The sequence below is a fragment of the Marinobacter maritimus genome, assembly GCF_007671675.1.
GTDB lineage: Bacteria > Pseudomonadota > Gammaproteobacteria > Pseudomonadales > Oleiphilaceae > Marinobacter > Marinobacter maritimus.
Window position 1 is genome coordinate 845,092 of the sequence record NZ_VCGW01000002.1, and the last position, 14,485, is coordinate 859,576.

Sequence of the window (14,485 nt, forward strand, 5' to 3'; positions counted from 1 at the left end):
GCCCTGTTTGCCGGTCCGGACAGGTGCGGTTTTTTGTGCATTGGTCCAATATGGTTTTAACTGATGGATAACGTTCGTCTATACGGCTGCGAAACGCCAAAGGATTGTTTATGGACCGCTTGAGTGAGCGCCTGTCTGCGCCCTCGGTGCTGATATTCGACTGGCATGGAACCCTGGTGGATACCCACGACGCCATGTTCAGCGCCATGGAAGATATGTTGCCGCAACTGGAGGAGCTTGGGCTGGTGGATCAGCTGCTGCCTGAAGATCAGTGCCGAACGGAAGACGATGCGAGGCTGGTCCGTTACATTCGCATTTTTCGGCGTTTGCACCCGCGCATTCTCGCAGAGCGCAGGGTCTCACGAACCGACATTTTCAGTGCGATTTTTGGCGACAACAAAAAAGCCAGGCTGGTTGCCCATCAGGCCTACAACGAGGCGTACCGGCGTTACTTCGGACAGGTTCGGCCATTTCAGCCGGGTGCCTATGAATACCTCTGCGCGCTTCGGTCCATGGGTATGCGGCTGGCTGTCGCGACTAACCGAAACCGGGAGTTTCTCGACAGGGAGCTGAAAACCGTTGATGAGGGGCGTTGGCAGAACCTGTTCGAGGTCACTGTCTGCGCCGATGACGTTACCGAATACAAGCCTGATCCGCAGGTGATCAGCCGGGTGCTGGAAAAGCTCGATCTTCCTGCAGACAAACGCGCCTGGTATATCGGCGACAGTTATGTCGACATGCTTACCGCAGACCGTGCCGGAGTTTCCGGTATTTTTTACAACGGCGCTCAATGGGAGGCCGACCGTATTCGGAGCTGGTTTACCCGGCGCGATGAACCTCTGGCGGTGTTGAACAGCTTTGAAGAGCTGATGGATCTGCTTGCCCTGATTGAACGGGATGAGCCGGAGAAATTCCTGCACTCCCCGGCGGAAGTTCGTCCCAGCCCTTTTCCACCGCCAGCCCGCCCCGAGCCACGCATCGAGCCGGATTGGCACCCTGCCGTGGTGCGGCTTATCCGGCCCGAGGTGATACTGTTCGACTGGCACGCAACGCTTGTGGATACTCTCGATGCCATGTATCACGCGGTGGATGACATGTTCCCGGATTTCCACACGCTCGGGTTAATGCCGCGAATGGTGGCGCCTGAAGACAGCAAAACCCCTGAGGACGCCAGACTGGTGGCTTATGTGCGTGAGTTTGCCAAGCTTCACCCCAAGGTAAAGGCCGACCGGAAGATCTCGCGCACGGATATTTTTGAAGTGCTCTTCGGTGATGATCAGGAAGCAAAACAGATTGCCCACAAGGCGTTCAATCACCATTACCGTAATCACTACGGCACCGTAAAAGCCTTTGAGGCAAAAGTCCGAGCGGTGCTCGAAGGCCTGCGACGCCTGGACATTCAGGTCGGTGTGATTACCAATCGTGACCGGGAGTTTTTCGAGCACGAACTGGCGGCTGTTGAAGATACCGGTTGGGTGGAGTTGTTTGATGCGGACGTTTGCGGCGATGACACTCCTCTGCGCAAACCGCACCCGGATCAGCTCTTGCTGGCGGTGCAAAAGCTGGATTATCCGCCTGACCCGAGTGTCTGGTACGTCGGCGACAGCACCACCGACGTTATTGCCGCCAAGCGCGCGGGCATGACGTCCGTATTTTTTAATGGCGCGCAGTGGGACTTGCCGTGGCTGAACCGGATCTTCCCTGGCACCCACAAACATCCGGATAAACCGGATGTGGTGGTGAATGATTTCTCGGAATTCTGGGCGTTGGTGCTTGCCTGCGAAGTCGGGCCGCCTTGATGCCCTGGCTCAAAGCTCTTCCAGGTGCTCAAGCAGGTAATTGGCTCGTTTGAGCAAGGCTTCGCGCTTTTCCGGCTTTTGCTTTTCCCAGTTCCGGTACATCATGCCCATGCGTGGATTGCCCTCAAAGTCAGCCCGGTGCCGGTCGATGAAGTGCCAGTACAGTGAGTTAAACGGGCAGGCGTCCGGTTCGGTGCTTTTGCTGACTTTATAGTGGCAATTGGCGCAGTGGTCAGACATACGCTGGATGTACTTGCCGCTGGCGGCGTAGGGTTTTGAGCCAAGATAGCCACCATCGGCATGCATCACCATGCCCAGCACGTTGGGCAACTCTACCCAGTCATAAGCATCCGCATATACGGCCAGATACCAGTCGCAGATTTCCTCCGGTTTTACACCTGCGAGCAGAGCAAAGTTGCCAGTAACCATCAACCTTTGAATATGATGCGCGTAGGCGTTGCGCCGGGTCGCGTCGATGGCCTTGTGCATGCAGCGCATCTTTGTCTCGCCCGTCCAGTAGAACCAGGGCAGGGAACGAGTATTGCCCAGGCGATTCTCCTTGGCGTAACCCGGCATGTGCAACCAGTAGATACCCCGAACGAACTCGCGCCAGCCAAGGATCTGACGGATAAACCCCTCAACTGCATTGATGGGCGCCAGCCCGGCGTACCAGGCTCTTGCGGCGGCTTCGCACACGGCCAGAGGGTCAAGCAGGCCGCAGTTGATGTAGGGCGAGAGAATCGAGTGGAACAGCCAGTCTTCGGTGTCGGACATAGCGTCCTGATAATCGCCGAAGCAGGGGAGGGTAAATTCGATAAAATAGTTCAGGGCTTCTTGCGCATCCCCATGGGTGACTGCGAAGTGAAAGTCGTCAGTGTTGCCAAAGTGGTCAGGGAAGTGTTGGTCAACCAAGTCAATAACATCACGGGTGATGGTGTCTGGCTCTATTCTGAATGGCGCCGGGGCGGGGGGCTTGCCGCTCCATTTGCGCCGGTTGTCGGCATCGAAGTTCCAGCTGCCGCCTTCGGGCTTGTCGTCCGGTGTCATTAGCAGGCCGGTTTTACGTCGCATTTCACGGTAGAAGAACTCCATGCGCAGTTGCTTGCGGTCTTCGGCCCAGTCTGCGAACTCGCGTTTGCTGGCGATAAAGCGGGTATCGGTGCGGGTGTCTACTGGCACACCAAGGCGCTCTTGCCATTGATTGATCTGGTTGTGCAAGCGCCATTCGCCGCACTCGGTTGTGATGATCGTGTCCGGGCTTAAATCTTCCAGCAGGGTTGATACAACGGCTTCAAGACTCTGATGTTCGTTGTCTGGGTGATAGTGCTGATAGTGAACCCGCCAGCCATCCTGCTCCAGTTGCTGCCCAAAGTGGCGCATGGCGCTGAACAGCAGCACCAGCTTTTTCTTGTGGTGGTTGGTGTAGCTCGCCTCCTCATGTACCTCCGCCATCACAATTCTGTCGCGCTTGGGATCGGCGCCTTCCAGAGCGCTGATATCGGTTGTTAGCTGATCGCCAAGGATCAGAATCAGATTGGCCATGAAGAGTTCGCTCCAGTGACTGGCGGATTTTTGTTCTGAGGGGCATGCGGGGCATTACCCAAAGTAGGTAGTCAGAATACGCCTTGTGCGCAAGGGTGGTTCAGGCCCCAAGATGATAAAATTCGGATAGTTGTCAACAGCTGGTCGTCAGGATGACTCGCATCAAGATGCGCGCAGCCCGCTTGGCATATAATGTCCCGCTCCTCGGCTGATCTTTCACATCACACGCTCAGAGTTTTTATTATGGCTTCCAAACCCGCACCGCAGACTGCTGAATCCACCCTCCCGGAATTCATGTGGGATGATGCGCTGATCAAGCGCTACGATCTCAGCGGGCCGCGCTATACATCGTATCCAACGGCTGTGGAGTTTAATCAGAACTACCCGGTGGAGCAGATGGTAGAAGCTGCAGCGCGCAGCAAAGCCAGCAACCGGCCGCTTTCTCTGTATACCCATCTGCCATTCTGCGCACACCTTTGTTACTACTGTGCCTGTAACAAGGTAATTACCAAGAAGCGTGACAAGGCTATGCCTTATGTAGAGCGTGTTCTGAAAGAAGCGGCCATGCAATCCAGGCTTTTTGGCTCGGATCGCCAGGTAAAACAGCTGCATTGGGGCGGCGGTACACCAACGTTTCTGCCGAAAGATGTCATGCAGGAACTGATGGCCGGCTACGCCGAGCTGTTCAACCTGCAAAGCGGTGATGAGCGTGATTACAGCGTGGAGATTGACCCGCGTGAAGTGGATCAGGACACCCTGCCGACACTCTGGCAATTGGGCTTTAACCGCATCAGCCTGGGTGTGCAGGATGTGAACCCGGAAGTTCAGAAAGCGGTTAATCGCATCCAGCCACGGGAAATGACGGAAGCGGTTTTGAGCGAGGCCCGGCAGCTCGGGTTCCGCTCCATCAACCTTGACCTGATCTACGGCTTGCCGCACCAGACGCCGGAAAGCTTTGCAGATACCCTGGAAGCGGTGCTCGAAATGTCTCCAGACCGACTGTCTGTTTTCAGCTACGCCCACCTGCCCGATCGGTTTTATCCGCAAACCCGAATCAAGAATGACACGCTGCCATCGCCGCAGCAAAAGCTGACCATTTTGCACAACACCATCAACCGCCTGCTTGAGGCGGGTTACGAATACATCGGTATGGATCATTTTGCCAAGCCGGATGATAGCCTGGCCGTGGCCCAGCGCGCCGGACGGCTGCACAGGAACTTCCAGGGTTACACCACCCACTCGGACTGCGATCTGGTTTCTCTGGGTGTCTCGGCGATCGGCCAGACTGACGATGCCTACTTCCAGAATAACCACGATCTGCCCGCTTGGGAGGCCTCTATCGACGCCGGCCAGTTGGCCATTACCAAAGGCGTAAACCTGACGCGGGATGATCGCATTCGGCGCTGGGTGATTGGCCAGCTCATTTGCCAGTTCCGCCTGGATCGCCAGCAGTTTGCTGCTCAGTGGCAGGAAGATTTTGATGGTTACTTTGCGGACGAACTTGCTCGCCTCAGGCCGATGATTGCCGATGAGCTGATTGGTGATAATGGTCAGGTGCTGCAAGTAGAGCCGGCCGGTCGGCTGCTGATCCGTGCCATATGCCAGATCTTCGATTTTTACCGCAAAGAAGGTGCCAGCCAGCGGTTTTCCCGCATCATCTGACTTCCTTCCAGCCAGGGTAAACTCCGGGGCGTCCCGTGCCCCGGATACCTCTCTCCCGCGGCAGCGTGATCAGGCTGCTGAAACCTTGAACTCATTGGCCAGATCCTGAAGCTGCCGGGCCAGTCTTGCCTGTTCGCCCGTAACATGGGAGATCTCCTGGGAGCCGGTCAGCGTCAGTGTGGCTACCTCACTGACAGATTCCATATTTGCGGCCAGCTCGCGAGTTACAGCCACCTGCTGCTCGGACGCCGCCGCAATCTGGGTGGCCATGTCAGAGATACTGTTTACGTCTCCAAGGATGGCAGCAAATGTTTGCTCAAGCTCAGAAGACTGTGCGCTGGCTTCATTGGCCAGTTCGTGGCTGGCAATGATCGAACGGCTGGCATTTTCAGTGATCACCTGAAAACCATTGATAATGTCTTCAATCTGAGTAGTGGATTCGTGGGTCTGGCGGGCCAGTGTACGAACCTCGTCAGCAACAACGGCAAACCCCCTGCCATGTTCACCGGCCCGGGCGGCTTCAATGGCTGCGTTCAAGGCCAGAAGATTGGTCTGGTCAGCAACCTTGCGTATCACATCCATAACTTCCACGATACTGCCGCTACGTTTCTCCAGTTCTTCAATAACGTCATTAACATCTTTAACCGAACTGGCCAGGGAACGTATGCGGCGCACGCTGCCTTGCAGGACTTCTTCACCCGCGCGGCTTCTCTCCATGACCGTCGTAGCGGCATCAGCCACTTGCTGGGTATTTTGGGAAATCTGCTCTGAGGTAGACGACATCTCCTCAGTAGCGGCCGCGACCTGTTCTATTTGCTGCTGTTGGGTCTTGGTTTGAGTGGCGTTCTGATCAGCGACAGAGCTGGTTTCTTCGGTGGCCGTTGCCAGTTGCACGCTGGCGCTGTCGATGTGTTTGAGGGCACCGCCAAACCGGGCGAACAGTTCGTTGATGGCGCGTCCGATGGTGCCGACTTCATCTTTGCTGGAAATGTGAACCTGCTGTGTCAGGTCCTTGTTGTCCATGGCGTGCTGCACACCAACGAGCAGGCTGTTGATCTGTCGGTTGATTGCGCTGACCATGAGCAGAATCAGCGCAAAGACAATAATGATTGCAGCCCCGGCAATGCCAGAGGTCGCAAACACCTCCTGGCGAGCGCGCGCGAGGCTTTGGTCTGCAGCGCCCGATGTGTTATCCAGCAGAGCTTGGCGCAGGTCGTTCAGGTTGCCTAGCCGCTCGGTGGTGATATCGAACCATTCCGCAGAGTCCAGGGCGTACATACCGGAAGGACTGCTGAACAAGGTGTCGCGCTTTTCCTGCAGATTGCGGCTTTCAGTCGTGGCTGGCAGGTCTTCCAGCGCGGCAAACAGACTGGAATCCGGCGGCAGCATGGCGCTAGCTTCGCGGATAAAGGCTTGTTGGTGACCCTCAAACCCGGCGATTTTCTGGATGGAGGGTAGGTCGAAGTCTCCGCTGCTGATCAGAGCCGCCCCCGCTGCGCGTTCTTTGCCGGCAGACTCTGCCGCTTCCGCCAACGCATAGTAGGCGTTGATGTCACGGGTCAGCTCGGGATCGGTAGAGCGCGAAATGACCAGAGGGATCCGGTCAAGTAACCCTGTGATCAATTGCGTATAAAGAGCGCCAGACTCACGGCCATTGATTGAGCGGTTGTCGACCTTGCTGCGAAGCTGGCCCAGCGTTGCCAGATCCCGCTCCACAGAGTGAATGCTGTTACTGACGGCAGGGCTGAAATTGGCCTCTTGTGTGAGAGTGCCAATACGGGTGCGGTACTCAGAGAGCCGCGTATCGGTTTGTTGGCGCTGGTTATTCAGTGCCTGCTCGGCACGTGGCGCCGCATCGCGATCCGCTCCGGTGGACAGCACCACGGCAGTCCGCCCGCGTTCTTTCTGCAATGTCTCGATCAGGGGGTCGCCGACATCAGCCAACTGAACCAGTGATCGTAACTGGCCCATATCACCTAGCTGCTCGGTACTCAACGCGATGCTTTCAACCGCTAAATAGAGGATCACCAGCAACGCCGGCACCACAAGCGTGATGAGTTTTCCCCGCATGGAGAGATTGTTGATGGCGTTTTTCATCGGGAGTCCTCAAGATCTGTAAATGGACTTCATTGTGGGCAACCGCATTGGCCTGCACCATTCACAGAACGAGGTACCCGAAGAGGTAGATGTATGTCGGTAACATATTGTTATTCAATGTTAATCTCCCGTTTTTCAACGCAATTATCGGTCTATACGTAATGATGCGTGGGTTACTCCTTTATAGGTAGCTGCTCGGAGTATTCCGGGTATCAACGGTTCTGCTGACAAAGGTCAATGCCCTGAAAGATCGCCCCGCGTATGGTCGGTACAACTTTTACGTGGAGGCAGCCATGGAACTTGTTTGTCCGGCCGGTAGTTTGCCGGCTCTGAAAGCGGCAGTGGATAACGGAGCCAATGCCGTGTATCTGGGGTTCAAAGACAGCACCAATGCCCGCCAGTTCGCCGGATTGAACTTTAACGACAAGCGGGCAGGCGAGGGCATTGAGTACGCGCACAGCAAAGGCGCCCGGGTATTCTGTGCCATCAACACCTATCCACAGCCAGATGGCTGGGAAAGCTGGAAAACCGCCGTTGATCGTGCGGCTGACTTGGGTGTGGATGCAATTATTCTGGCGGACATGGGGTTACTGGAATACGCGGCCAACCGGCACCCGCAGGTTCACCGACACCTTTCAGTCCAGGGCTCGGCCACCAGCTACGAGGCTCTGCGCTTCTATAAGGACAACTTTGATATCCGTCGTGCCGTGTTGCCCCGTGTGCTATCCATAGATCAGGTGCGCGGTGTCGCAAAACACAGCCCGGTAGAGCTGGAGGTGTTTGCCTTTGGCAGTCTTTGCATTATGGCGGAAGGGCGGTGTTATCTATCGTCCTATCTCACTGATGAATCTCCCAATACGCGTGGCGCCTGTTCTCCCGCTAAAGCTGTGCGCTGGCAGGAAACGCCGAAGGGGCTGGAGTCCCGCCTGAACGGTGTGCTTATTGATCGTTATGGTAAAGGCGAATCTGCTGGCTACCCCACTCTGTGTAAAGGCCGCTTTGAGGTTGAGGGCAGTGTGTACCACGCCATTGAGGAACCCGTCAGTCTGAACACGCTGGATTTGTTGCCCGAATTGAAAGAGCTGGGAATCAGTGCAGTGAAAATCGAAGGTCGTCAACGCAGCCCAGCTTATATAGCCGATGTTGCTCGCACTTGGCGCCAGGCGCTGGACAGGCTGGGCGCAGGCGCAGAGGATTTTCGTGTGGATCCGACCTGGAACAGCACGCTGGCGGGTTTGTCTGAAGGTGGTTTGACCACTATCGGCGCCTATCACCGCAAATGGAAATGAGGCTGAACAACCCATGATGAAGCTCTCTCTGGGCCCTATTCTCTGGTTCTGGTCCAAACAAACCGTATTTGATTTCTACGCCAACGCCGCCGAATGGCCTGTCGATGTGGTGTATTTGGGCGAAACGGTTTGTTCCCGCCGTCGAGAGCTTAAACTGAACGACTGGCTGGAGATTGCCAGTGTGCTCAAGGACTCGGGCAAACAGGTCGTGCTCTCAACGCAAACATTGATTGAATCCGAGGCGGACTTGCGGGCGCTACGTAAAATCTGCAGCCAGCAGGAGTATCTGGTTGAGGCCAACGACCAAAGTGCGTTGCAACTGGCGACCCAGAACAAACTGCCGTTCGTGACCGGTCCTTCGATGAACATCTACAACAGCGCAACACTGAAGTTACTGGCAAAACAGGGGTTGAAAGGGTGGAGTTTGCCGGTAGAGCTGGGCCGTGAAACCTTGCAGAAACTAATTGGTGAACTAAACGAAGACGGGCTGGATTTGCCTGCGGAGGTGTTCGCCTGGGGCTTTCTGCCGCTGGCCTGGTCATCCCGTTGCTTTACGGCCCGGCACTACAATCTGCCGAAGGACAACTGTGAATTCCGCTGCCTGCAGCATCCGGATGGTATGGAGTTGCGCTCCCGCGAATCTCAGGAGCTGTTTCGTTTGAATGGCATTTCAACTTTGTCTGGCTCCCGTTATGACCTGATGCGGGAAATGCCGGATATGAAGAAAATGGGCGTATCCACCGTGCGCCTGAGCCCGGAGCACCAGGGTATGGAAGAAGTCATTCGGCGCTATGACCAGATGCGTCGAGGAAAGGTTCCAGCTACTGACCCATTGCAGTTGGTAGAGGCGCCGCCTTGCAATGGCTACTGGTATGGCAAAGCGGGGATGGATCTTGTGATCAACCAGGCATAGCCCCTCGCCGGGCGTATTGTTACATTTCCGTACACCTTTCTTTTTATAAGATTCATATAATATGAATCTAATTGATTGGTGGAGTCGCATATGTTTTTTGGGCGGTACAAAAAACAAATTGAAGCGCTTGAGCAGGAGTTGTCTGCGGTTAAGGAGGGGGCGGCAAGGCTTGGCGAAGACAGGCGCCTTCTCGAGGCTCGGCTTGAAGCGGAAACCAGAGCGTTGCAGGAAGTTACGGCTCAGCAGCAACTTGGACAACGATTGATGTCGGGGCTAGGCCAATTTGGTAACTCGTTAACCGAGCTCAAAGGGTCGTTTGGCGAGTTGTCACTGTTACTGGGCTCTCGTCGCAATGAAGCACTGAGAACCCGGGATGAATCCGGGCAAGTCAGGGATCAAATGGTGTCGCTCGTACAACGGCTGGGTGGCGCCCGCAACAGTGCGGCCAGCTCGGCTCAGGAAATGGAATCTCTTGCAAATGAAACCGGCAGCATCACATCACTGGTGGATGTGATAGACGGCGTTTCGGACCAAACCTCGTTGTTGGCACTGAATGCGAGTATTGAGGCAGCCCGGGCCGGTGAACATGGTCGCGGGTTCAGCGTGGTGGCAACAGAGGTCAGAAGTCTCGCATCTCGGGCCGGGGAGGCCACCAAGGAAATTGAAGGAGCCATCGCTCGTATTCGGGCACGAACCCAAAGTGTTACCAGAGCCAGCCGTTGTAACAGCGAGGAAATGGAGAGTTTGTCCACAGAGGCAGAAAGCGCACGCGACCGCCTGCTTACACTGATTGATTTGGCCAGTGCGTCCTCGGAGGCTTTGGGCAACGCTGCGTTGCTGTCTGAAATCGAATTGGCCAATCTTGAAGAGCTGGAAATCAAACTAACGGTGTACCAGATTTTAGCGGGACTTTCCGACAGAACCGTAGATAGCCTGCCGAGCGAAACCGAGTGCCGTTTGGGGCAATGGTATTACAAAGGCGACGGCAACCAGCAGTACGCCGGCCAGATGAACTTTCGCGCAATTGAAGAGCCTCATCGGCTGGTGCATGTATACGCCAAAGAGGCTGTGTGCGCGCACACTGAAGGTCGCTCAAACGATTCTCTAAAAGCTCTGGAGTTAATGGAAGCCAACAACCTGGACGTTATGGGGCGTTTGCGTCGTCTTGTTTCAGCAGGCCAGGGCCAAATCGACGCCCCTCCTGAAGCTCACAACGTAATCGCGCATAGTGGTCTGAGGTAAAATGGTGCAGGGCTTTTTCTGGTCCGCCATGGTGGCGCTTGTCACCTTGCTGGTCATCGTTCAGGCCATTTACGCCCAGGTAAGCCGAGTCAATTTCCCGCTTATGAATACCGGTGAGGGTGTCGGTACCACCAAGCTTTGTCAGGTTACCGATTCTGAGTTGTCTGATCACAATGCCGGTTGCCATCTAAAAACTCCATCGTCTGTTTGCCGCAAATGCAGTTACCAGATTGACATCATGGCGCCGGTTCCCAAAATCAGCGAGCCACCTACTTCAGCTACGATCAGCGCAACCATAAAACTGTGAACAGTCCACGAGGGTAGTGTCATGACCCCCAGACGATGGGGTTTCCGTAGCTGATTGCTGGTGTCGCGGAGCACGCCATGGACGATGTAGGTACCGATAGCCAGGGCAAAAAAACCCAGAGCACAGACTGCGCCCAGAGTATTTAGCCAGTCAGGGTGCACGCTGTGGCTGGCAAACCAGCCCAATAGCAAGGCCGCAAAGCTGTACATCAGTGAGCTGCGATGGGCAATGTCCACGTACCGTGGTGCTGCTGCTTTCGGGCTATTTGCCATGCACCAGTATTTCCAGATGCCTGTTAACAGCCCCGTCATAAAAAAAACAAAGGCAGCGGTGAGGCAGAGTTTTTCAGCCATTGCCATTATTGGAGTTCCGTCCATTCTGCGTGCTCACTGGGTAAATCCGTAGAGGATTCTGTTTTGAGGTTTTGCTTGTCTGTTGCTAAACCATCGCACAGGTTCGCAGGGTGTTTATATGGCTCCAGAGGCAGAAGGCTTCAGAATAAAAGCAATTTTGGCAGTTTGAGGTCCCACTCCAGGCTGTCCAGCAGGTTTTTTAACCCAAGCCCCAGTTCGGTATCCCCTTCAATTACCAGGCGGCGCTGGAAAAACAGCTGGTCAGGGTCCTGCTGGCGCTCAGCCAGGGTCTTGAGCGCAGCGAGGGAACCTCGAATGGTGGCTTCGCCCGGGCCTTCCAGTACCCGGAGCCGGCCCGCCCAGAAGCCGAAGGTGACCCCCGGTTGGCCACCATTTACTTCCAGACGGATACGACGCCCTTCAAAATCGTCAAATTCACCATCTGCAATGGCGGCCGCAAAGATCCGGTTCAGAGGCTCCTCGGCTAACAGTTGTTTTACAGGCATGGGAACAGCGCGGTCTATAGCTCCGAGCAAAGGAGAGGGTGAAGGCAAATATTCAGAAAGCAGCGCCAGAGTGTCGCTGATCAAGGGGTTAGTGCGCCATGGGAAGGCGGCAAGTGATGGCAAGGCCATAATCAACTCCGGGCAGTGAATTCGGTCTGCCCAGAGTAACCAAAACCGTGAATACTTGATTTGATATAGCTCAGCCCTTGTGAAGACCTTCTTCCACCGCCCATACGGCGACTTCCACACGTGAGCGCAGGCTGAGCTTTTTAAGCAGGTGCTTTACGTGCACTTTCACGGTGCCATCACTGATGTCCAGTTTGCGGCCGATCATTTTGTTGGACAGGCCTTCTGCAATCAGCCGCAGAATATCTTTCTCCCGCGGTGTCAGGCTGTCGAAATCCGGTCGTGATGTCTGTTGTGGCTTGTTGGAGCGCAGGGCCTCAGCAAGCAATGTGGTCAGCCGGTCGCTGATAACCATCTTGCCCACTGCAGCCTGATGTAGCTGGGCAATCATGTCTTCCGGTTCCATGTCTTTCAGAAGGTATCCATCGGCGCCGGCACGCAAAGCAGCGACTACGTCGTCTTCCTGGTCGGAAACAGTAAACATCACGATACGGGAGCTTATGTTGAGCTCCCGCAGTTTTTTCAGTGCATCAATGCCGTTGACTTCCGGCATGTTGAGGTCCATCAGAATGAGGTCGGGTTCGAGCTCGGTCGCCAGTCGAATCCCGTCTGTCGCATTACTGGCCTCGCCAGCCACAACCATGTCACTCTCCATCTCGACGAGTTGTTTGATACCTTGACGCAGCAGTGGGTGGTCGTCGATCAGCAATATGCTTGCGGGTGTCTCAGGCGGTCTATCAGGCATGGTACTTCGCTTCCTTTGTCTACGTGCTTGATGTTTCAGTTGGGATCAGGTGCCGGCTTTTCGGGACGAACGTCAAAATAACTTCAACACCGCCTTTCTCATGATTCTGCACGGCAACCTGGCCGCCCAGTGTGCGTGCGCGGTCTTGCATGATAATCAAGCCGTAATGATTGACCGGTTGACCGTCCTGGGGCAAGCCTCTGCCATTATCCCGTATTTTTGCTTTTACCTGGGGCGACTCAAACAATATCTCTACAAAAATTTCGGTAGCATCAGCATGTTTGACTGCGTTGGCGAGACCTTCCCTCACAATCTGTAGAGTGTGGATCTCCTCGTTGGGTGATAGTGCCTGGGGCGGCAGGTTGTACTTTAGCCCCACGGACTTACCCAGCCGCTCTGAAAATTCCTCGATGGTTTTGCGCAGAGCGGTCGCCAGGTCCGGCGTATCCAGTTTCAGCCTGAAAGTCGCCAGCAACTCCCGGAGTTGACGGTAGGCGCTGTTCAATCCCGTGCTCAGTTCTTCCAGTATCGCGTCATGAGGGATTTTCTGATCACCCTCAATGTTCAGCCGGCGCATACGGGCTACCTGCATTTTCAGGTAAGAAAGTGACTGGGCCAGGGAGTCGTGCAATTCCCGGGCGATTACCGTGCGCTCTTCGGCCAGCGTAAGCTGCTGCTGTTCGGTAATCTGCCGTTCGAGGAAAATCGCGGTAGCCAGCTGGTCACTGAGCGTCTCCAGTAGGCGGCGAGCCGTGTCAGAAAGACCTTTGTCAGCAGGGTACCACACCTCCAGAGTGCCGAGGAGCCCGCTCGGGGTCCGGATGGGTAACAACAGTCTGCGACCGTCGTGTTCTTCTATGGGGCGCTCGTCATAGACTTCCGACGTTACCAGGCAAGCGTTGCAGTGGTGGTCACGACAGTAGAAGGGGCGTTCTGCCGAGGCTGTTGTAACCGCCTGCACGGGTTCTGTTGACTCTTTATCGTGGAGGTAGAGCAGAATCGGGCCGATGCCCAGAAGTTGTTCCAGTTCCTGCAGCATGGGAACCGCGCCACTGCACAGATCATGATTGGAAAAAAGGTTGCGGCTGGCAGTATGAAGCAACTGAAGGGCGGCATGACTTTTTTCCAGCTCCTCGGTTTTGCTGCGGGCACGTTCCTCAAGATCGTAGTAGGTGAGGGCCAGCTCGCTGCTCATCTGGTCAAACGCGCTGCCCAGCTGCGCCAGTTCGTCACTTCCCTGCAGGTTTGCCTTACGTGAAAAATCCTGTTCGCCAACGGCTATGGCAATACTGACCAGTTTACGCAGCGGCTTGAGAACCCGGTTTCTCAGATCAACGAACAGGGCAATGATGATCAGGATGGAGAACGCCAGGCTGATTATCTGAATTAGATGCAGCAGGCCGATTCGTGCTTCAGTACGACGTTCTAGCATGCTGACCATTTGATTCACGGACTCTACATAGTTTTCTGTAACTGCGAGCATCTCAGCGCTGATGGGCGCCCCTTGAGGGTGGCTCTCCAATCTCGGGCGCAGGCTTTGTTTCCAGTACATGCTGATGGATTGGTACTGTTTAGCGAGTTGGTGATCTTCGGTAGCCGGAATAGCGCGAGTGAGCTTGTCGTCTTCAAGGCTGAGTTCGTATTGGGACGCAAGGTCCTGAATACTGCTTTCGCCGGCCTTGCTCCCTTCCGGGCTGGCAACGTGAGAAAGCAAACGGAACGCGCCCATACGCAGAGCGCCTGCCAGGTTGATGGCTGTGGCGTTCCCTTCAATGCTTTTTGAGACCGTCAGCGTTGTGGTCATGCTGACAATGGAGGTCAACACAACGGCACAAACAACGATAGCAATCCGGTTAACAAGTGGGCTTCTGGATTTCATTGAATCTCGTCTTTACAGTCGCCGG

The 14,485-nt window shown here is 55.3% G+C and carries 11 protein-coding genes; 5 read left to right on the forward strand and 6 right to left on the reverse strand.

From position 1 onward, the window contains the following. Positions 1 to 110: 110 nt before the first annotated feature. Positions 111 to 1,799 (forward strand): HAD family hydrolase, encoded by a 1,689-nt coding sequence (locus FFI90_RS11005; protein ID WP_144778046.1) that lies wholly within the window; start codon positions 111 to 113, stop codon positions 1,797 to 1,799. 9 nt (positions 1,800 to 1,808) lie between these two features. On the opposite strand, the gene FFI90_RS11010 is transcribed toward FFI90_RS11005, so the two are convergent. Continuing rightward, complete coding sequence (locus tag FFI90_RS11010; RefSeq protein WP_144778047.1) at positions 1,809 to 3,341, reverse strand: cryptochrome/photolyase family protein; 1,533 nt, start codon at positions 3,339 to 3,341, stop codon at positions 1,809 to 1,811. Positions 3,342 to 3,584: 243 nt separating this feature from the next. On the opposite strand from FFI90_RS11010, the gene hemN reads away from it, so the two are divergent. Continuing rightward, on the forward strand, positions 3,585 to 5,003 hold the full coding sequence (gene hemN / locus FFI90_RS11015; RefSeq protein ID WP_144778048.1) for an oxygen-independent coproporphyrinogen III oxidase: 1,419 nt from the start codon (positions 3,585 to 3,587) through the stop codon (positions 5,001 to 5,003). Between the two features lie 69 nt (positions 5,004 to 5,072). On the opposite strand, the gene FFI90_RS11020 is transcribed toward hemN, so the two are convergent. Further along, entirely contained in the window at positions 5,073 to 7,100 is a 2,028-nt protein-coding gene (locus FFI90_RS11020; protein WP_246123488.1) for a methyl-accepting chemotaxis protein, read from the reverse strand. A gap of 293 nt (positions 7,101 to 7,393) precedes the next feature. Between FFI90_RS11020 and ubiU the strand changes: the two genes are divergently transcribed. The 3 genes from ubiU (at position 7,394) to FFI90_RS11035 (ending at position 10,544) form a co-directional block, all read left to right on the forward strand. Further along, entirely contained in the window at positions 7,394 to 8,389 is a 996-nt protein-coding gene (ubiU, locus tag FFI90_RS11025; RefSeq protein ID WP_144778049.1) for a ubiquinone anaerobic biosynthesis protein UbiU, read from the forward strand. A gap of 13 nt (positions 8,390 to 8,402) precedes the next feature. After that, positions 8,403 to 9,302, forward strand: coding sequence for a U32 family peptidase (locus tag FFI90_RS11030; protein WP_144778050.1), 900 nt, complete (start codon positions 8,403 to 8,405; stop codon positions 9,300 to 9,302). Positions 9,303 to 9,392: 90 nt separating this feature from the next. Continuing rightward, positions 9,393 to 10,544, forward strand: coding sequence for a methyl-accepting chemotaxis protein (locus FFI90_RS11035; RefSeq protein WP_144778051.1), 1,152 nt, complete (start codon positions 9,393 to 9,395; stop codon positions 10,542 to 10,544). A 222-nt stretch (positions 10,545 to 10,766) separates the two neighbouring features. Here FFI90_RS11035 and FFI90_RS11045 read toward each other — a convergent pair whose 3' ends face one another. The 4 genes from FFI90_RS11045 to FFI90_RS11060 form a co-directional block, all read right to left on the reverse strand. Next, a complete protein-coding gene (locus FFI90_RS11045; RefSeq protein WP_144778052.1) occupies positions 10,767 to 11,210 on the reverse strand; it encodes a hypothetical protein in 444 nt (147 codons plus the stop codon). A gap of 134 nt (positions 11,211 to 11,344) precedes the next feature. After that, the gene (gene ubiT / locus FFI90_RS11050) at positions 11,345 to 11,839 is read right to left on the reverse strand and encodes a ubiquinone anaerobic biosynthesis accessory factor UbiT (RefSeq protein WP_144778053.1); all 495 of its coding nucleotides are present in this window, start codon (positions 11,837 to 11,839) and stop codon (positions 11,345 to 11,347) included. A 70-nt stretch (positions 11,840 to 11,909) separates the two neighbouring features. Next, positions 11,910 to 12,581, reverse strand: coding sequence for a two-component system response regulator NarL (gene narL, locus FFI90_RS11055; RefSeq protein WP_144778054.1), 672 nt, complete (start codon positions 12,579 to 12,581; stop codon positions 11,910 to 11,912). A 19-nt stretch (positions 12,582 to 12,600) separates the two neighbouring features. Continuing rightward, positions 12,601 to 14,460: a histidine kinase gene (locus FFI90_RS11060; protein WP_144778055.1), complete on the reverse strand. Its 1,860-nt coding sequence runs from the start codon at positions 14,458 to 14,460 to the stop codon at positions 12,601 to 12,603. Between the last annotated feature and the right edge of the window lie 25 nt (positions 14,461 to 14,485).

Bases quoted from the DNA above. Each gene is read 5' to 3' on its own strand.
- FFI90_RS11005 (WP_144778046.1), top strand. From the start codon at position 111: ATGGACCGCTTGAGTGAGCGCCTGTCTGCGCCCTCGGTGCTGATATTC.
- FFI90_RS11010 (WP_144778047.1), bottom strand. From the start codon at position 3,341: ATGGCCAATCTGATTCTGATCCTTGGCGATCAGCTAACAACCGATATC.
- hemN (WP_144778048.1), top strand. From the start codon at position 3,585: ATGGCTTCCAAACCCGCACCGCAGACTGCTGAATCCACCCTCCCGGAA.
- FFI90_RS11020 (WP_246123488.1), bottom strand. From the start codon at position 7,100: ATGAAAAACGCCATCAACAATCTCTCCATGCGGGGAAAACTCATCACG.
- ubiU (WP_144778049.1), top strand. From the start codon at position 7,394: ATGGAACTTGTTTGTCCGGCCGGTAGTTTGCCGGCTCTGAAAGCGGCA.
- FFI90_RS11030 (WP_144778050.1), top strand. From the start codon at position 8,403: ATGATGAAGCTCTCTCTGGGCCCTATTCTCTGGTTCTGGTCCAAACAA.
- FFI90_RS11035 (WP_144778051.1), top strand. From the start codon at position 9,393: ATGTTTTTTGGGCGGTACAAAAAACAAATTGAAGCGCTTGAGCAGGAG.
- FFI90_RS11045 (WP_144778052.1), bottom strand. From the start codon at position 11,210: ATGGCAATGGCTGAAAAACTCTGCCTCACCGCTGCCTTTGTTTTTTTT.
- ubiT (WP_144778053.1), bottom strand. From the start codon at position 11,839: ATGGCCTTGCCATCACTTGCCGCCTTCCCATGGCGCACTAACCCCTTG.
- narL (WP_144778054.1), bottom strand. From the start codon at position 12,581: ATGCCTGATAGACCGCCTGAGACACCCGCAAGCATATTGCTGATCGAC.
- FFI90_RS11060 (WP_144778055.1), bottom strand. From the start codon at position 14,460: ATGAAATCCAGAAGCCCACTTGTTAACCGGATTGCTATCGTTGTTTGT.